Below are 18,997 nucleotides of genomic sequence, written 5' to 3' on the forward strand. Positions count from 1 at the left end.
GTGCGACAAAAGCCTATAAATAGCTATTTACATAAAATAATATGTATAATAATCTGTATAAAATATCCCGTTAGTTCGTTGCTTAAAAAATAATCGTTGCGTATTATTACGGCTCAAATCTTTCCTGACATGTGAACTGTCGTCATTTATCCCCTGCCCTCTTCTTTGAGAATCCTTTGGATCTTTTTCCATGGTATATCCGACACCAAGACACATGTTTTATCTTTCTAACGAGAAGAAAAATTAAATCTCTAGTTTTTTTATAAAGATACTTGACAATAGTTAAAAATTTGTCTATACTGTCATCAGCAAAACTCAAAAAGGATTGAACATGCATCAAGAAACACTTGCTCTTCACTACGGTTACGATAAACAAGCGTTCGGTACGATGTCGGTTCCCGTCTATCAAACGACGGCGTACGATTTCGGTTCTGCCGAAACGGCCGCCGATCGTTTCGCCCTGAGAGAACTCGGACCTATTTATACAAGGCTTAACAATCCGACTACCGACGTATTGGAAGCGCGTATTGCAGCTTTGGAAAGCGGTGAAGCGGCTATTGCGACCGCCAGCGGACAAGCCGCCATTTTTTACGCTATCGCCAATTTAGCCGAAGCCGGCGACAATATCATCGTGGCCAAAAAAATTTACGGCGGAGCGACGACGCTTCTCACCCATACGCTTAAACGCTTCGGCATTCACGCAAAAGTCTTTGAAAGTGATCATGCCGATGATTTGGAAGCGTTAATCGACGATAGGACCAAAGCGATCTTTTTTGAATCGCTCTCCAATCCGCAAATCGCCGTCCCGAACATCGAAAAAATCGTCTCAATTGCCCAAAAATACGCCGTTGTGAGCATCTGCGACAATACCGTCGCGACACCGATTTTATTTCAACCGCTCTTAAACGGCATCGACGTTAGCGTTCACAGCGCGAGCAAGTACATTAACGGACAAGGCAGTGCTATCGGCGGTTTAATCGTTGAAGCCAAAGGCTTAAATGCCAAGCTGATCGGCAATCCGCGTTATGCGCATTTTAACGAACCCGACGAGAGTTATCACGGCTTAGTGTATGCGACCTTGCCTTTCCCGATCTTTTCACTCAGGATTCGCTTGTCGCTCATTCGCGATATCGGAGCAACGTTATCGCCCTATAACGCTTGGTTGTTGATTCAAGGGTTGGAGACCTTGGCGTTACGCATGAAAGAGCACTCTTCCAATGCGCATAAAGTCGCGGCATTTTTAAAAGCGCATCCCAAAGTCAAAAACGTTTCGTATCCGGGATTGCAAAGCGATCCTTTACATGTAAGAGCCCAACGGTATTTTAAAAACGCACAAACATCGGGTTTGCTGAGTTTTGAAGTCGAAGGATTGGAGTTTGCCAAACACATTCTCAACACGACCAAACTCTTTAGCGTCGTCGTCAACATCGGCGATTCCAAGTCGATCATCACGCATCCGGCTAGTACGACACACCAACAACTTTCAAAAGAGGAGTTGGATAAAGCGGGCGTTAAAGAAGGTTTAATTCGTCTAAGCATCGGACTTGAAAACGTCGACGACTTAATCGAAGACTTGAAAATTGCATTAGGATAAGGAGCTTACATGTCATTACTCTCAACCAAAGGAATGTACGGGCTCAATGCGATGTACCAACTCTTTTTAGCCAAAAGCGAAAAGCCGATGCAAATCAAAGAGATTTCGCATCGGGCGCATATCCCGCAGAACTATTTGGAACAACTGTTAATCTTATTACGTCAAGCCGGTTTAGTTACGAGCGTCCGAGGAGCCTATGGAGGCTATTTATTGGCTAAAAACGCGCAAGATATTTTGATCAAAGATATTTTAATCGCGTTGGAAGGAAAAATCACGGTGGTCGATAGCGAAATCAAAGATCCCGTATTGCAACTCTTTTATGAAGAAAGCAATGCTAAAATTCAAGAGATCTTTACGATTCCGTTATCCGATTTTTCGATTTACATCGAGCGTTTCAACGCTCAACTCAACTATTCTATTTAAGAAAGGAATTCACATGTACGCACAAAACGTTACCGAACTCATCGGCAATACGCCTTTGGTGAAGCTCAATACGGCTTCTAACGCCTCCGAGGCACTCGTTTTAGGCAAATGCGAATTTTTAAACCCTTCGCATTCGGTCAAAGACCGCATCGGCTTCAATATGATTAAAACGGCACTCGATAAAGGTCTTATCGACCGCAATAGCGTTATTATCGAGCCTACCAGCGGCAATACCGGTATCGGTTTGGCAACCGTGTGCGCAAGCCTCGGACTCAAACTGATGCTGACGATGCCAAGTTCCATGAGCTTAGAGCGACGTAAACTCTTAGCGGCTTTAGGCGCGGAACTCGTACTGACAGAACCAACGCTCGGTATGCGAGGCGCAGTGGAAAAAGCGACGGAACTTTCCAAAGAGATTCCAAACGCTTTCGTACCGCAACAATTTGCCAACGAAGCCAATCCGGCTGCACATTATGCCACCACCGCGGAAGAAATTTGGAGAGATACCGACGGTAAAGTCGATATTCTCATTGCCGCCGTAGGAACGGGCGGTACGCTTACGGGAACGGGAAAACGCCTCAAAGAGTTAAATCCCGATATTCAAATTATCGCCGTCGAACCGGACACTTCTCCCGTACTTTCGGGCGAAAATCCAGGACCGCATAAAATTCAAGGTATCGGTGCCGGATTTGTTCCCGCCGTTTTGGACACGAAGTTGTACCAAGAGGTCGTTAAAGTCAGTTACGACAATGCTATCGAAACTTCGCGAAACCTTGCAAAACGCGAAGGATTGTTAGTAGGCATTTCCGCCGGAGCAAACGTCTACGTCGCTTCGCAAATAGCCGCACGTCCGGAAAATAAAGGCAAAACGATCGTCACGATTTTATGCGATACGGGCGAGCGTTATTTAAGTTCGGGTTTGTATGAGTATAAAGAGTCGTAACCCGACTCTTTTACGTTTCAATTTTCAAAAAAACAGAATGCTTTTACGCATTTTATGCTACTATCTCGTATCGACGTAAAGGGGCGTGCGTACGAATGAAACACCTACCGAAAACCATGCTTAAAAGACCGCTTCTTTTAGGCGCGATGACGTTTATCATCAATCTTTTTATGAGTACCGTACCCGTTTTATTGCTCCATCAACAACATGTCGAACACTACTTAGCCCTCTCTTTTATGAATGAGACCTACATTCCCAATTGGCTGAGCATGCAACAAACCATCGTTTATCATACGCTCATTTATGCATTCGTCTTTACCGTCATCATCTCGAGCTTGGTCACGCTCTTGGCATATTTTTTGAACAAATCGTACGTCGAAGTGGAAAATCTCTCCCACTTCGACGGATTGACGGGCTTGTATAATCGCTTGATGTTCGTTACCGTCGTCCATCAAGAGATCCAAAAGATCAAACGCTCGGCACAAGCACTTTTTCTGATTATTTTGGACATCGACGATTTTAAACCGATTAACGATACCTACGGCCACCTCATCGGCGATGAAGCGATCAAAACAACGGCGCATACGCTTAAGCGTTTACTGCGTTCGTGCGATACGATCGGACGTTTCGGAGGCGACGAGTTTGTTTTGTGTATCGTCGACAACGATAAAAATGCGGCTTCGACGGTCGTCAATCGCATTTTAGAGGAGTTCAACCACAAAACGATTCCGGTCTCGCGCAATAACGAAGCCCAAGAGCTCCAAATCAACCTCAGTATCGGCTATACCGCTTATAAAGACGAAGATACGTTCAACACGATGCTTCAACGTGCCGATCAAGCCCTTTACATCTCTAAAGCCGCCGGCAAAAACACCGCTACGTTCCTTGCTTAAACCAAGTCTTACCGCTCTTTTTGTATAATCCAACCAAAAAAAGCAAGGTAACGAACCCCATGAGTGAAAAAAGCACCGTCTATAACCCCAAAGAGATTGAAGAACGTTATTATAAAATTTGGGAGAGCAGAGGCTACTTTGAAATAGAAGGCAACAAAGCCATTCAAGAAAAAGGCAAAAACTTCTCGATCATGATGCCGCCTCCCAACGTCACGGGAAGCTTGCACATCGGGCATGCTTTAACATTCACGCTCCAAGACGTTATCACACGTTATAAACGTATGGACGGTTACAAAACTCTTTGGCAACCGGGTATGGACCATGCGGGCATTGCGACGCAAAACGTCGTCGAAAAACAACTTTTAGCGCAAGGTATCAAAAAAGAAGAACTCGGGCGCGAAAAATTTTTAGAAAAAGTGTGGGAGTGGAAAGCCTACAGCGGCGGTCAAATCTTTCATCAAATGCGAAAACTCGGAGCTTCTCCGGCATGGAGTAGGGAACGCTTTACCATGGACGACGGGCTTAAAAAAGCCGTTCGAAAAGCGTTTGTCAAATGGTACGAAGAGGGGCTGATCGTCCGCGGCAATTATATGGTCAACTGGTGTACGCACGACGGCGCACTCAGCGATATCGAAGTCGAGTACGAAACACACAAAGGCAAATTGTACCATCTCAAATATTTTCTTCAAAATTCGCAAGAATACCTCGTCGTCGCCACGACGCGTCCTGAGACCTATTTCGGAGACACGGCGGTCATGGTTCACCCGGAAGACGAACGCTACAAACACCTTGTCGGGCAAAAAGTCGTTTTACCGCTCATCGGAAGAGAAATCACTATTATCGCCGACGAACACGTCGATATGAGCTTTGGTACCGGTTGCGTGAAAGTTACGCCGGCCCATGACGTCAACGATTACGAAGTCGGGAAACGCCACGGATTGGAATTTATCACGATTTTCGACGAAGCGGGTATGCTCAACGATTATTGCGGCGCATTTCAAGGCATGGAACGCTTAAGTGCACGTGAACATGTCATTGCGAAGCTGCAAGAAGAAGGCTTTGTCGATAAAATCGAAGATTACGAAAACCAAGTCGGTCACTGTTACCGTTGTAAAAACGTCGTTGAACCGTACATCTCTAAACAATGGTTTGTTAAAAAAGAGATTGCGCAAGGTGCGATCGAAAAAGTCAACCGCCACTTAACGGAATTTTACCCGAGCCACTGGATCAATTCGTACAATGCGTGGATGAAAGAGTTACGCGATTGGTGTATTTCAAGGCAGCTTTGGTGGGGACATCAAATTCCCGTTTTCTACTGCGATGCCTGCGGACACGAATGGGCAAGTGAAAATGAAAGCGAGCATGAATGTCCTACATGTAAGAGTACCCAAATCCATCAAGACCCCGACGTTTTAGATACGTGGTTTAGCTCGGGGCTTTGGCCTTTTTCAACGTTAGGCTGGGGAAACGGCGATGTTTTCAAAGAAGAAAAATGGTCGCAAAGCGATTTAAGCGATTTTTACCCCAACAGCCTTTTAATTACGGGATTTGATATTCTCTTCTTTTGGGTTGCGCGTATGATGTTTTCGGGCGAACATACGTTCCAAGAGCTTCCGTTTAAAGACGTCTATTTGCATGCATTGGTAAAAGACGAACACGGGCAAAAAATGAGCAAAAGCAAAGGCAACGTTATCGACCCGCTCGACAGTATCGAAGCCTTTAGCGCGGACACGCTACGTTTTACGCTTGCCATTTTGGCGGTTCAAGGACGCGATATTAAACTCAGTACGGAAAAATTGGAACAGATGCGTAATTTTACCAACAAACTCTACAACGCATCTCGTTTCTTGCTGATGAACGCCTCCTCCTTTGAAGACCTCGAAAATATTGAGATTCGAACGGCTTTGGGTGCTTATATGAAAAGCCGTTTAAGTGCTGCAACCGAAGAGGTACGCGGCTATTTTAGCGATTATCGTTTTAACGATGCGGCAACGACTTTGTACCGCTTTTTATGGGGCGAATTTTGCGATTGGGGTATTGAGCTCAGCAAAGCGGATAAACCGGCAATCTTGGAACTCGGTGCTATTTTTAAAGAAGCGATGAAACTCTTACACCCTTTTATGCCGTTTATCTCCGAATTTCTTTACCAAGAACTTTCCGACACGACCTTGGAAGCAAACGAATCGATTATGATTAAACGCTATCCGCACGATTTAAAACGCGACGAAAAAATAGAAGAAACGTTTGAAATCGTTATCGAAGCGATTGTTGCGATTCGTCGCGCCAAAGCGAATATTGATCTTGCCAATAAGAAAATCGAACATGCCTATCTTAAAGTAACTGACCATTCGACCCTTCAAGAAGCTATGAAATACATCTGTTTGTTGGCTAAAGTTGAGCATATCGACTTTACGGAAACGAAAATCGCCAATGCCGTTACCGACGTTAGCGATCACGTCGAGGTTTTCATCCCCCTTACGGGCGTTGATTTAACCCCTATCATCGAGCGTCTTAACCACCAAAAAATCAAACTCGAAAAAGAGATCGCAAAACTAAGCGGTATGCTTTCCAACGAGCGATTCGTCGCCAATGCTCCTCAAGAGGTCATTGCCGAAAATCAAAAAGGATTGGAAGACGCCCAAAATAAAATGGCAAAAATAGAGAGTGAACTCCGCTCTTTAAGCCTTTAAATCGGTATAAGGAAAAACACCATGCGCTTAAAACTATTCACGCTTCTTACCGCATCGCTTATGTTCTTTAGCGGATGCGGCGAAAATGCAAAAGAGGACAAAAGTAAAGAGGTCAAAACAAGCTCAATACCCGAAAAAACCTACACGCTAACATTGGCAACCACGTGGGCGGAACAAGTTCCCTTTTTAGGTCCGGCACCGCTCACGCTAGCGCAAACCGTTGAGAAAATGTCTAACGGCCGCTTGAAAATTAAAGTCGATTCCCCCAATAAGCATAAAGCCCCTTTTGGCGTTATGGATATGGTCAAAGAGGGACAATACGACCTTGCGTATACCGCTTCGTACTACTACAAAGGCAAAGATTATAAGTTGGTTTTCTTTACGACCGTACCGTTTGGAATGCTCTTAAGCGAACAATACGCATGGTACAACTACGGCGGCGGTAAAGAGTTAGCGGCAAAAGTTTACGGTGAACACGGACTGATTTCCTATCCTATGGGTTCAACCGGCATGCAAATGGGCGGCTGGTTTAAAAAAGAGATTAAATCTCTAGACGATCTGAAAGGTCTTAAGTTTAGAATTCCCGGACAAGGCGGCGAAGTTATGGCAAAACTCGGCGTCAATGCCGTTAATACGCCTCCGGGCGAACTTTACACGTCTTTAGAGCGCAACACGATTGACGCGGTAGAGTGGATTAGTCCCGTTTTTGACTTTGCGATGGGCTTTCATAAATTGGCAAATTACTATTATACCGGTTGGCAAGAACCGGCAAGCGAGATTCAACTCCTTGCCAATAAAAAGAAAATCGACGCCCTCCCCGCCGACTTACGTGCTATCTTAGAATCGGCTGTCAAATCGGTCGGTTCCCAACTTATGGATCAAGCGACCCATGCCAATGCCGAAGCATGGGCCAATATTGCTAAAGAGTATCCTAACGTCAAAGTACAGCAATTTCCGGCGGACGTAATGGCGGCTTTGAAAAAAGCAGCACGCGAGATTGAAGACGAACAAGCGGCAAAAGATCCGGTTTTTAAAGAAATTTTAGAGTCGCAACGCGCTTATTTGGCTAAAGTACGTCCTTGGACGTTGATGGGCGAATACGGCTATCTTAAACAACTCGAACAATAGACTTCTTGCAAAACGCATTTTGTAAGAAGAAAAAGCACTAAAGGTGCGTGGGCTTTACACCAAAGAAAACGCAGCGTTAACGTAGTCTTTAGAGCTTTTGCTTGAAAGACGTGTCAAGAGTTCGGCAAGAACTCTTTGCATACCTAAAAAGTAGCAAGGGCGTCTTGCCCTTGCTTAACGTTTACGCTTTAGGGCGAAACGGTTTGATGATTTCCTCATGACATGTCAAAAACGGTCCCTCTAAAAGATCGATGCAATAAGGTACGGCCGGAAAGACCGCATCCAAACACTCTCGAATCGATTTGGGTTTACCGGGAAGATTGATAATAAGGCTTTTTCCTCGAATTCCTGCCGTTTGACGCGACAAAATTGCCGTCGGTACGTATTTAAGGCTGACTTGACGCATCAATTCTCCAAAACCGGGCATCATTTTTTCACATACCGCTTCGGTTGCCTCGGGCGTTACGTCTCTGAGTGCCGGTCCCGTACCTCCGGTCGTTACGATCAAACAGCATCCCTCTTCGTCTGCCATCTGCTTCAACGACGCTTCGATCAACGCTTGTTCGTCGGGAATAACGCGATACGCACTTTTCCACGGAGAACTTAAATACTCATTGAGGGTAGCGATAATCGCCTGCCCTGAGAGGTCTTCGTAAACACCGGCGCTGGCGCGATCCGATACGGTTAAAATTCCGATTTTAATCTCTGTCATGGTTTCGTTTCTCCGTCTTAAATTCTAAAAGCGTCGCAATCGTTTTCGTATACGCCGCGTCTTCGCCGATTTGATGAAGAGCGCGAATCACGATACCGCAAATCTCATCGATTTCCAACGCACGATGATGTTCCCAATCGACCAACATCGAAGGTTTGATCGAGTCGAAATGCGAAATCAGTTCAAACATCGCATCGACGTCTTCTTGAAAAATCTTAACATGTAAGCTTCGTGCCGCACGTGCCGTCTCCTGCATTAAGCCGTAGACCAAGGCGGAGAGTTTGGTATCGTCAAACAAAACGCCCGTTTTAACTTCCAAAAGGGCACACAACGCATTCACTCCGTTGTTAATGATCAGCTTTTTCCACAACTCTTGACGAATATCGTACGTCGTATGCGTCGGAATACCCGCTTCGTTGAACGATTGTGCAAGTGTTTCCAAAAACAACTCGTTTTCCGTTGTCGAAAACAACGTACCCACGATTGTTTCGGCCTCACCGACCGCTTCGATACGTCCCGGGGCGATTACATGTGCGCCTATTTTGCGCGTCAACGCGCCGATAACGTACTCTTCCGCGAAGTAATCGCATAAAATCGCTTCATTTTCGACACCGTTTTGCAATGAAACGATATAAGGAATTTTCACGTTTCCACGTAAGCGTTTTGCCAAAAAAATCGCAACTTCTCGCGTCGCCATCGACTTTGTCGCAAGTAAAATCGCGTCGTACTCAAGCACGTCGATAGAGGATAACGCCTCCATGTCCACGGCGTGAACGGGCATCGAACACGTCAAATCGGGGTGAAATAAGTGCAAACCTTCCGTACGCAACGCTTCCAAATGCGCGCCGCGTGCAACCAATAAAACTTCATGACCCGCTCGCAAAAGCTTTGCGGCAAAATAACTTCCGACTCCGCCCGCGCCTAAAACGATAAACTTCATGCTTTTAATCGAACCTTAACGCTCGCTTCGTGTGCGCCGAGCCCTTCGGTCTTAGCAAGCAGTGCGCACGCTTCACCGATCTCGTCGATGCCTTGTTTGCTCATGCTAATGATCGAAGAACGTTTCAAAAAGTGATCGACGCTCAAAGGCGAATAAAATTTTGCGGTTCCTCCCGTAGGAAGCGTATGATTAGGACCTGCGATATAATCTCCGATCGGTTCTGGCGTATACGCTCCCATAAAAATGGCCCCCGCGTGACGAATTTTCGGCAAAAGATCAAACGGGTGAGACGTGACGATTTCCAGATGCTCCGGTGCAATTTGATTCATCAAAGCCACCGCTTCGTCCATATCGCGCGTGAGAATAATCGCGCCTCGCTCTTTAATCGACACCTCCGCAATCGCTTTTCGTTGCAAGGTTTGAAGCCATTTTTCAATCTCTTCGCGCGTTTTTTCCGCAATCTCGGATGAAGGCGTAATCAAAATAGAACTTGCCATTTCATCGTGTTCGGCTTGCGAGAGCAAATCGATCGCCAAATGGTTCGCATTTGCGCTCTCATCGGCTAAAACACCGATTTCGCTTGGACCTGCGATCATATCGATATTGACCTCGCCGAATACCATTTTCTTGGCCGTTGCGACAAAAATATTGCCAGGACCCGTAATCACGTCGACTTTCGGAATACTTTGCGTGCCGTACGCCATCGCGCCGATAGCACTCGCTCCGCCGACTTTGTACGCTTTTTCGATACGGCACACGTGCATCGCCGCCAATAACAAAGGGTTAAGTTCGTTATCGGGAGCCGGAGTACACACGACGATCTCTTTGACGCCTGCGACGATCGCGGGAATGGCGTTCATCAGTAAACTGCTCGGATATGCCGCTTTCCCGCCGGGAATATAAAGTCCCGCACGATCCATCGGCGTGACTTTTTGCCCGAGAACCGTTCCGTTGTCTTCAAAATCAAGCCATGATTTAGGCATTAATTTCTCGTGATAGGTATAAATACGTCGATACGCAAGCTCCAGTGCTTTTTTCAGTTGCTCATCCAACGCCTCATACGCCGCTTTCATCGTCTCAGGCGTCACGCATAAAGCTTCGTCGTTTTCAACATGCCATCGGTCGAACTTCTCGATATGTCGCTTCAGCGCATCGTTTCCTTCGGTTTTGATTTCGCTCAAAATACCTCCGACGATTTTAGAAACGTTTTCCATATCCATATGTCCGCGGCGTAGAAGCTCGTCAAAATGCGTTTGAAAGTCTTTTTGCTCGGTTTTTAAAAGTAGCATTGTTTTTTCCTCGTTAAAATTCATCAATCAACTTTGTTCAATCAGCCCTAGGCATCGCATCGGCACGTCACAATAAATGCTTGTGCGATACGCTTTTGAAGACGGCTTATGAAAGAGCTCTATTATAACATAATTGCTTTGCGCGCGTAGCGTTGAAGCATCGACGTATTTCCCAAAAGTCCACCTTGGTGCAAATAAATCGGTGTTCCTGTTAACATCCCAAGATGTTCTATCAGAACTTTCCAGCCCAAAGGGTCGTACACCAAATCAAACGTAACGCCCGTTTCCGTTTGCACGGTTTTCCAAACCTCGAAAAGCTCGCGGTAAAGTTTACCGTAACAGTATTTTCGATGCGTTTCCAAAATTGTCGGATAAACATGTACGTTTGCCTCAATGGATTCCCATTGCCGCCTCAAATACGCACTATCGCCTACCGTAGCACAGGTATAAACCTTGAAAGGCAAGTGTTTTTGTAAAAAAAGTGCCGTCGTTCCCGTACCTGAGGGTAAAAAAAGATAGGGATTTTCAACATGTTCGCGCGCGACGTCGCACACTAACTCTTGCGCTAAAAGTGCGACGCCCTCTTCCGCCTCTTTTTGCCTTCCGCCCTCCTTAACATGTAAGGTATGCGAATCCAAGAAAGCCTCTAGAGCGACTTCGCGCGAGGAAGATTCAAAAATACGCATACCGTTTTCAAGGGCTTTAGCGTAATTGCCGATGGGATTTTGTTTGAGAAACGACGGAATATGATCGCAAACGTAAATAAATTCCCATCCTCGTTTCTTTGCTAAAACGGAGAGCGAATACATGGCATTGGATTGATTGGAACCGGAACTGACGACACGTCGAATATGTGGAAAATCGCGCACTAAAAAAGCGTAAAATTTACGCGCTTTGTTGCCGGAAAAATCGACGTCTAAGAGGTCGTCGCGTTTAAAATAGATGCGGCGGTTTTGAAAAAATTTTTCTTCAAATAAGGAGGGTTGAAAAGAAACCATCGGTAAAGGTCAAGACCTCTTTCGAGGCCTTGCGTTTTAAAGACGATTCATACAATTAAGCGCATCGAAAGCTTGAAGCAATCGAGCTTTAAGAGCTTCTTCACCCGATCTCAACCATTTGCGCGGATCGTAGTATTTTTTATTGGGTTTATCGTCGCCTTCGGGATTGCCGATTTGACCTTGCAGATACGGAGCGTATTTTTCGGCATACTCTTTAACGCCTTCCCAAAAAGCCCATTGCGTATCGGTGTCGATGTTCATTTTGATCACGCCGTAACCGACCGCTTCGCGAATATCCGAAAGCTCGCTACCGCTACCGCCGTGAAAAACGAAATTCACGGGTTTTGCCATCGTTGCAAATTTAGTTTCGATATATTTTTGAGAATTATCCAAAATTTTCGGCGTTAAGTGAACGTTTCCGGGCTTATACACGCCGTGAACGTTTCCAAACGATGCGGCAACCGTAAAATAAGGGCTGATTTTCATCAAGGTTTCATACGCATACGCCACGTCTTGCGGTTGCGTATAAAGTGCCGAGTTATCAAGTCCCGTATTGTCGACGCCGTCTTCTTCGCCGCCCGTGCAACCTAGTTCGAGTTCAAGCGTCATACCGATTTTACTCATACGCGCCAAATACTCCGCACACGTTTTAACGTTTTGTTCTAAAGGTTCTTCCGAAAGGTCTAACATGTGAGAACTAAAAAGCGGTTTACCCGTTTGTGCAAAATGTGCTTCACTTGCCTTTAAAAGCTCGTCGATCCACGGTAATAGTTTGCGTGCGGCATGATCGGTATGCAAGATAACCGCAACACCGTATGCTTCGGCTACCGTATGCACATGTAACGCTCCGCTGATCGCACCCAACACGCCGGCTTGGAGACCGCTCACACCTTTTCCCGCATAAAACTCGGCACCGCCGTTAGAAAATTGAATAATCACCGGAGAATGAGCCGCTTTTGCCGCTTCTAAAACGGCATTGATCGAATCGGTTCCCACGACGTTGACCGCAGGAATAGCATAGGCATTCGCTTTTGCGATTGCAAACACTTTTTGGACGTCTTCGCCCGTAACGACACCCGGTTTTACAAAATCAAAAATTTTTGCATTCACCATAAAACGCCTTTGTTTTTAATTTTTACACGCCTTCCGGGCAAAGCCCGAAAAGCTACGCTTCGCTTTGACTAAAGCTTGCCTCGTGCGAGGCAGAAAAAACTGCCTCACTTTGAACGCTTTATCATTTTAACGCCTTAACGGCAAAGCCCGAAAGGCTACGCTTCGCTTTGACTAAAGCTTGCCTCGTGCGAGGCAGAAAGAACTGCCTTGCTTTAACGATCTATCATTTTAACGCCTTAGCGGCAAAGCGCAAGGCGTGTCATTTGACTATTTCGTCGTTACTTTAGCGTTTTGGCGTAATTTTTTAGCTTTTTCGGAAACTTGAACACGGAATTTTTCCATTTTCAAACCGTTTTCGATGTTAGCTTTAACCGTTTCAAACGTTGCTTTTTCAGCCGCTTTCGTATCTTCGACTAAAATAACGTGGTATCCGAATTGTGTTTGAACGGGAACTTTCGTAATTTCGCCTTTTTTAAGCGCAAATGCCGCATCCGCAAAAGGTTTTACCATTTGATTTGCCGCAAACCAACCGAGATCGCCGCCGCCTTGACCGCTAGGACCCGTTGATTTGGTCGTTGCAAGTTCAATGAATTTATCGGCAAGTTTTTGACCGGAAAGGCCGTCGAGTTGTTTGATGACGTCTTTAGCTTCTTCTTCCGTTTTAACAAGGACATGTCGTGCTTTTACGGTTGCCGGTTGCATAAATTTATCGGCATTTTTATCGTAATAGTCTTTGACTTCTTGAGGGCTTACTTTGACGCCGTCAAAGATTTTTTTCATCCACACTTCAAGGGCGAGATCGCTCTTAATGCGTTTGAGTGCTTCGGCATAATCTTTGTCTTTTTCGACGCCGCTTTTCATCGCTTCGGCGGTTAACAATTTACGCTCAATCGCTTGTTCGACGATTTTTTGTTTGGCATCTTCGGGGAGTGTCTCAAACTTTGCGCCTTGCATTGCGCGCATTAATACCGCAATATCTTGATCCGTTACGTCCTCGCCGTTAACGGTTGCAAAAACCGTCGCATTTAAACTCACGCCCAGTACTGCCGCGGCAATACTACTTAGAATAATTTTTTTCACTCAAGTCCTTTAAGAAAGTTATTGTGGAATTCTATCTAAAATGATATTACGATTTCTTAAATAAAGTGTTAATTTCAAGGATTAGCGGTATAATTTTTCCAAAAAGAATCAAGGTTTAGTCAATTATGAAAAAAGCCGCCGCCAAAGAGGTTCAAGCAATCAAAGCCTTTTTTTTAGAGCACTATGCGCAAGCCGTTACGGAATTACGCTATAACTCGTTGTACGAGCTTTTGGTATGCGTTATGCTCTCCGCACAATGCACCGACAAACGCGTCAACATCATTACTCCCGAGCTCTTTAAACACTACCCCGACGTCCAAGTCTTAGCTTCCGCCGATCTTGAAAACGTCAAGGCACTGATTCGTTCGTGTTCGTTTTTTAACAACAAAGCGCAAAATCTTATCAAGATGGCGCAAACCGTCGTTCAAACATACGGCGGAGAAATCCCGCTTGACGAAACGCAATTGGTTACACTCGCGGGAGTCGGGCAAAAAACGGCACACGTCGTTATGATCGAATACGCCAAAGCCAATTTGATGGCGGTCGATACGCACGTTTTTCGCGTTGCTCACCGATTGGGGCTTTCAAACGCTAAAACAGCCGTTAAAACCGAAGAAGAGTTAACGAAACTTTTTAAGAACGACTTGGATACGCTCCATCAAGCGATGGTATTGTTCGGCAGATACCATTGCAAAGCGATCAAGCCGCTTTGCGATACCTGCCTTTTGCAGCCTTATTGTAAAAGTAAAGACGGGTTTAAAGCCGTTTAACCCGTGACCGTATCGATCCATTTGATCGAACATCCCATGGAGGGGTGTTGAACTTTGGGGGCTTCTTGTTTGCTAAAAAGCAACATAATCGCTTCGCGGAGCTCTTCTTCTTTTACGGCGGATTCATCGCGCCAATTATCGTCGATACGCCCGTGATAATAGAGTTTTTGTTCCGCATCGAATAAAAAGATATCGGGTGTACATGTCGCGCCCAAACTCTGAGCGACTTCTTGTTTTTCATCAATCAAATACGGGAAGAAAATGCCCATTTCGGCAATTTTATCACGCATATGCGCCGGCGAATCTTCCGGATAATTGGGATGAATGTTCGGGTTGATCGCAACGGTCGTAATATCCAATTTTTTCGCAAACTCCGCTACGGCGACCAGACGTTTCCACACCGCGTTGGCATAAGGGCAATGATTACACATCACCGCCAGCAAAAAACCGCCTTTGCCGAAGAGCGTTTTACTGCTCAACCCGTTTCCGTCGGGATCTTCAAGACTAAAATGTTTAAGCGGCGTACCTAAAGCAATAGGAGCCGATTGAATCAGTGCCATGAGTTAATCCTTATAAAATGAAATAATTTTTTGAACGACCTGTGCAATGCGCTCTACCGAATCCAAATCGCACTCTTCGCGTACCGAATGGGGATAGCGAATCGTAGGTCCGATGGAGACCGCTTCAATTTTTTTCGATTGGCGCGCGACGAGTTCACCGCATTCGAGCCCTGCATGAATGGCTTTAAAGACGGCATGCGGGTAAAAAGTTTGCATGGCGTCTCGTACAACGTCGGCAAAAGCACCGACGGAAGGCTTCCATGCTCCGTGTCCGCCTTCTAGCTTACATGTAAAGCTAAAACCCTTAAAAAACGCCGTCGTTTCGTTTGCAAGTATAGCTAAATTTTCATCATCCATCGCACGAATCGACACTTCGACGTGAAGTTCGTTTTGCTTTTGCGTCACGATACCTAAATTCATGCTCAAAGAGGGAATATCCAAGGTTTTGTCCCATGCGCGAACGCCTTGAGCAAAAGCACCCAAAGCACTGACGATACGATCGCTTTGAACGAGTGCGTGCGTAAAACGTGCGTCTTCAAGGCGTCGTACCCGTATGCGAGGATCGGTGATGCCTAAAGGGTGAGAACACGCAACGACTGCCGTAGCACTTTTAGGAATGGCATTTAAACGTTCTCCGCCCTCAATCGAAACGAGTCGAATCTCCTTTTGATGCAATAACTCGTACGCCAATGCTTTAATCGCCGAGGGGATCGGTTTATCGATATCGACGCCCGAATGACCGCCTAAAAAATCAAATGCATGCACTTCGTAAAGCAATGCCTCTTTTTCCAACGGCGCGTACGTGAGCTCTAGCGTTGCATGCACGTCAACGCCTCCGGCGCAACCGATGTAAATTTCGCCCGCTTCTTCCGCATCTAAATTTAAAATATAATCCGATCGTAACGGTAATGAAAATCCCATTGCACCTAAAAGTCCGACCTCTTCGTCGCTCGTAAAAAGGCATTCCAAATCGTCGTGACGCTCCATCGCCCAGAACATGATCGCCATGCCCATACCGTTGTCCGCACCGAGCGTCGATGCGCGCGCTTTGAGCCAAGAATCCTCTTGATAAAGCACTATCGGATCGGTATCGCCGATGCATACCATATCGTAATGCGCCTGCAAACAAACGTGCGGCGTTCCTTTGACGCATAAAACGTTACCGCAAGCGTCTTCTTGCACCCCAAAGCCTAAATCGGAAGCAAAATGCTTAATAAAATCCTTCATTTTTTCGGCATGGTAACTGCAACGGGGAATCGCGCTAATCGCTTTAAAATGTTCTAAAATCGCTTGCATACTGACCCTTGAAAAATTAATCGTCGAATGGTATTATACCCGCTATGAAAACAATATTAATCCTTTTACCTCTTTTTATTTTTCAAGGATGCCTCTATTTTAACGATCGCGGCGTATCGGGAAGATACTATAACGATTGCAAAGAATACTACGATTCGATGGGCGTCTATCACAAAACGTGCGACGAAAATATCGTGGATTATAAAACCGTCACCGACGGCGTGGGTAAAGGCGTCGATAAAACCAAAAGCCTTTTTGAATAATGTCTTCTTTGGATACGATTCGCCAAGAGCGCCTCGCTTGGCTTGAGTGGAAAGATATTAAACCGATGCGAGAAGCTCTTTCTTCGCTTCCGCAGTTTAAAAACCTACATGTAACGCTTGAAGACTGTATTCACGTCGATGACGCCTCCGTTTCTTCAGCAGTACGAAACCTCGTTCACGAGTGCGCTCAAAAACTGATGCCGTGGCGAAAAGGACCCTTTCGACTCTTCGATACCTTCATCGATACCGAATGGCAAAGCTTTATCAAATACAACCTTTTAGAGCCTCATTTCGATTTGTCGGATAAAATCGTCGGCGACATCGGTTGTAACAACGGCTATTACCTTTTTCGCATGTTAACGCAAAAGCCTAAAAAATTGGTCGGATTCGACCCTTCCGCTTTGTACAAAACCCAATTTGACTTTATCAATCGTTTTGTTCAAAGCGACATCGTCTACGAAATGCTCGGCGTCGAACACCTTCCCCTGTACGAACACCGTTTCGATACGCTTTTTTGTTTAGGAGTTTTGTACCACCGAAGCGATCCGATTCAAACCCTCAAAGCACTCTATCAAGGCTTAAATCAAGGAGGCGAACTCTTCTTGGATACTTTTATGATCGAAGGAGAGAGCCCCGTTGCACTTTGCCCCGCACAAACCTATTCTAAAATCCCCAACGTCTATTTCGTTCCGACGGTTCAAGCCCTTTTCAATTGGCTGGAACGCGCTAAATTTAAAGACGCGGAAGTCTTGGAAATCAAAGTTACCGATACGAACGAACAACGTAAAACCGAATGGATTTTCGGCGAGAGTTTGGAACAGTTTTTAGACCCGAAAGACCCGAGTCGCACGATAGAGGGATATCCCGCTCCAAAACGCGTCTACGTTAAAGCAAAACGCTAAAACGCCGATTTGTTTTTCATAAATTTTAGAGCAAGGATGCTAGATGGGCAAGAATAAGTTAGGACTCGTCAAAGAGATGATCGAAAATGCGACGACATACGACGAGACGTCGTCTGAAGATGCAATCGACGAGTCGATGACCGACGAAAACGTAATCGACTTCCACGAAGGACTTAAAACCCATCAAAAAATTAAAAATACCTATGTCGGATCGCTAAGTGCTCTTTCCAAAAACAATGCTAAAGTGATACTTCAAACCACTTATGAAATGGCGGTAGACGATTTAGGTTTAGTGCATAACGGCTTTATTTTCGGTGCGGCGGAGTATGCCGCCGTTGCAGCCATCAACGAAGCCAATCTCGTCGTGATCGGATGTCGCTCGAAATTTTTTGCGCCTGCGCGCGTCGGCGATATTATCTCCTTTGAAGCAAAAGGACGGTTTGAAGAAGCGCGTAAACGCGAAGTCAAAGTCGTCGGTATCATCAACGAAATCAAAGTGTTTGAAGGCGTTTTTCAAGCCGTTTTACTCGAACACCATATTTTAGAAACGAAATTAGACGATTTACAAGCCAATCTCGCCAAAGAGTTTGCTTAAAAATATTCTAGCCAATACGGTATATTCTTCTGTTCCTCTTTAACGCTGGTTTTCTCGCCGTGTCCGGGAAAGATTTCCCAATCGTCTTGAAGTGTTAAAAACTGCTCTAAACTGCGTCGCATTTGAGAAGCATCGCTGTAAGGAAAATCGTACCTACCGATCGATCGGCGAAAAATAAAATCCCCGCTAAAAAGTTTATCGACAATACGGATCATACTACATCCGGGCGTATGTCCCGGACAATGCAAAAACGTGACGTCGATACCCTCTATCGTAAAGCTTTGGTTACCCACGACTTCCACGTCGGCTTTCGATGAAGGCGTTCCTTGTAAAAAAGGATCGTTTTCGAGCATAAAGCAATCGTCTTTAGGCGCATAAATCGGGACGGAAAATCGCTTGACCAATGCGGCGTTGCTCCAAACATGATCGAAATGACCGTGCGTATTTAAAATGGCGACCGGATGCCTTACGTTACGCTCTACCCAAGCAAACGCATCGACACCCGGATCGATAATCAGTTCTTTATCATTTATTGTGACGATATAACAGTTCGTTCCGTACGCGCCGCATGCGCGATGCATTATTTCCATCATCGATCCTTCTAAGACTAAAAGAGCCATTTTAAAAAGTGTAACATAACTCTTCTTGGATTTCTTTTGAAGCTTAAAAGAATGCATTAATTTTATCTTGTGTATAATTAGTCGACTTAGGCGTGCGCGGCTACATGTAAGTCCAAGCCGCTATGCAAAACAAAGAGTTTCGCAAAAACGTTTAGAGAGTCGTTGCTCACATTTTGTAAAGGTCGTAG

Annotated in this window: 19 protein-coding genes; 10 read left to right on the forward strand and 9 right to left on the reverse strand. The window is 45.5% G+C overall.

The window, feature by feature from the left end:
• The first annotated feature begins 331 nt into the window (after positions 1-331).
• The 6 genes from OA34_RS03760 to OA34_RS03785 all read left to right on the forward strand — a co-directional run bounded on the left by OA34_RS03760 (position 332) and on the right by OA34_RS03785 (position 7,671).
• Positions 332-1,594, forward strand: a complete 1,263-nt coding sequence (locus tag OA34_RS03760; protein WP_039672613.1) for an O-acetylhomoserine aminocarboxypropyltransferase/cysteine synthase family protein — start codon at positions 332-334, stop codon at positions 1,592-1,594.
• Between the two features lie 9 nt (positions 1,595-1,603).
• Positions 1,604-2,017: an Rrf2 family transcriptional regulator gene (locus tag OA34_RS03765; RefSeq protein WP_039672615.1), complete on the forward strand. Its 414-nt coding sequence runs from the start codon at positions 1,604-1,606 to the stop codon at positions 2,015-2,017.
• Positions 2,018-2,030: 13 nt separating this feature from the next.
• Entirely contained in the window at positions 2,031-2,960 is a 930-nt protein-coding gene (gene cysK / locus OA34_RS03770) for a cysteine synthase A (protein ID WP_039672617.1), read from the forward strand.
• A 95-nt stretch (positions 2,961-3,055) separates the two neighbouring features.
• Positions 3,056-3,853 (forward strand): GGDEF domain-containing protein, encoded by a 798-nt coding sequence (locus OA34_RS03775; RefSeq protein WP_039672619.1) that lies wholly within the window; start codon positions 3,056-3,058, stop codon positions 3,851-3,853.
• 59 nt (positions 3,854-3,912) lie between these two features.
• Positions 3,913-6,543, forward strand: a complete 2,631-nt coding sequence (locus OA34_RS03780) for a valine--tRNA ligase (RefSeq protein WP_039672622.1) — start codon at positions 3,913-3,915, stop codon at positions 6,541-6,543.
• A 21-nt stretch (positions 6,544-6,564) separates the two neighbouring features.
• A complete protein-coding gene (locus OA34_RS03785; protein ID WP_254375955.1) occupies positions 6,565-7,671 on the forward strand; it encodes a TRAP transporter substrate-binding protein in 1,107 nt (368 codons plus the stop codon).
• A gap of 181 nt (positions 7,672-7,852) precedes the next feature.
• Here OA34_RS03785 and mog read toward each other — a convergent pair whose 3' ends face one another.
• From mog to OA34_RS03815, 6 genes are all read right to left on the reverse strand, one after another.
• On the reverse strand, positions 7,853-8,383 hold the full coding sequence (gene mog, locus OA34_RS03790; RefSeq protein ID WP_039672624.1) for a molybdopterin adenylyltransferase: 531 nt from the start codon (positions 8,381-8,383) through the stop codon (positions 7,853-7,855).
• Entirely contained in the window at positions 8,370-9,323 is a 954-nt protein-coding gene (locus OA34_RS03795; protein WP_039672626.1) for a ketopantoate reductase family protein, read from the reverse strand. The genes mog and OA34_RS03795 overlap by 14 nt, the downstream gene beginning before the upstream one ends.
• Entirely contained in the window at positions 9,320-10,612 is a 1,293-nt protein-coding gene (hisD, locus tag OA34_RS03800) for a histidinol dehydrogenase (RefSeq protein WP_039673245.1), read from the reverse strand. The genes OA34_RS03795 and hisD overlap by 4 nt, the downstream gene beginning before the upstream one ends.
• Positions 10,613-10,734: 122 nt before the next feature.
• A complete protein-coding gene (locus OA34_RS03805) occupies positions 10,735-11,610 on the reverse strand; it encodes a 1-aminocyclopropane-1-carboxylate deaminase (protein ID WP_039672627.1) in 876 nt (291 codons plus the stop codon).
• 36 nt (positions 11,611-11,646) lie between these two features.
• Positions 11,647-12,723: a class II fructose-bisphosphate aldolase gene (gene fbaA, locus OA34_RS03810; RefSeq protein ID WP_197051068.1), complete on the reverse strand. Its 1,077-nt coding sequence runs from the start codon at positions 12,721-12,723 to the stop codon at positions 11,647-11,649.
• Positions 12,724-12,990: 267 nt separating this feature from the next.
• On the reverse strand, positions 12,991-13,803 hold the full coding sequence (locus OA34_RS03815) for a peptidylprolyl isomerase (RefSeq protein ID WP_039672628.1): 813 nt from the start codon (positions 13,801-13,803) through the stop codon (positions 12,991-12,993).
• A 125-nt stretch (positions 13,804-13,928) separates the two neighbouring features.
• Between OA34_RS03815 and nth the strand changes: the two genes are divergently transcribed.
• Positions 13,929-14,573 (forward strand): endonuclease III, encoded by a 645-nt coding sequence (gene nth, locus OA34_RS03820; RefSeq protein ID WP_039672629.1) that lies wholly within the window; start codon positions 13,929-13,931, stop codon positions 14,571-14,573.
• Here nth and OA34_RS03825 read toward each other — a convergent pair.
• Together OA34_RS03825 and OA34_RS03830 are read right to left on the reverse strand one after the other, a co-directional pair.
• Positions 14,570-15,133, reverse strand: a complete 564-nt coding sequence (locus tag OA34_RS03825; RefSeq protein WP_039672632.1) for a thioredoxin family protein — start codon at positions 15,131-15,133, stop codon at positions 14,570-14,572. The two genes, nth and OA34_RS03825, sit on opposite strands and share 4 nt — an antisense overlap.
• Before the next feature lie 3 nt (positions 15,134-15,136).
• The gene (locus OA34_RS03830; RefSeq protein ID WP_039672635.1) at positions 15,137-16,429 is read right to left on the reverse strand and encodes a M20/M25/M40 family metallo-hydrolase; all 1,293 of its coding nucleotides are present in this window, start codon (positions 16,427-16,429) and stop codon (positions 15,137-15,139) included.
• Positions 16,430-16,473: 44 nt separating this feature from the next.
• On the opposite strand from OA34_RS03830, the gene OA34_RS03835 reads away from it, so the two are divergent.
• From OA34_RS03835 to OA34_RS03845, 3 genes are read left to right on the forward strand one after another with little or no spacing between them, the layout of a single operon-like run.
• Positions 16,474-16,692, forward strand: a complete 219-nt coding sequence (locus tag OA34_RS03835) for a hypothetical protein (RefSeq protein WP_039672637.1) — start codon at positions 16,474-16,476, stop codon at positions 16,690-16,692.
• Positions 16,692-17,594, forward strand: coding sequence for a tRNA 5-methoxyuridine(34)/uridine 5-oxyacetic acid(34) synthase CmoB (gene cmoB / locus OA34_RS03840; RefSeq protein ID WP_039672641.1), 903 nt, complete (start codon positions 16,692-16,694; stop codon positions 17,592-17,594). The genes OA34_RS03835 and cmoB overlap by 1 nt, the downstream gene beginning before the upstream one ends.
• 43 nt (positions 17,595-17,637) lie before the next feature.
• Positions 17,638-18,189 carry a hotdog domain-containing protein gene (locus OA34_RS03845; protein ID WP_039672642.1) on the forward strand — a complete coding sequence of 184 codons (552 nt, stop codon included), beginning with the start codon at positions 17,638-17,640 and terminating at the stop codon, positions 18,187-18,189.
• Here the strand turns inward: OA34_RS03845 and OA34_RS03850 are convergent.
• A complete protein-coding gene (locus OA34_RS03850) occupies positions 18,186-18,779 on the reverse strand; it encodes an MBL fold metallo-hydrolase (RefSeq protein ID WP_039672643.1) in 594 nt (197 codons plus the stop codon). The two genes, OA34_RS03845 and OA34_RS03850, sit on opposite strands and share 4 nt — an antisense overlap.
• Positions 18,780-18,997: the final 218 nt, after the last annotated feature.

This window comes from Sulfurospirillum sp. MES (assembly GCF_000789415.1).
Lineage (GTDB): Bacteria > Campylobacterota > Campylobacteria > Campylobacterales > Sulfurospirillaceae > Sulfurospirillum > Sulfurospirillum cavolei.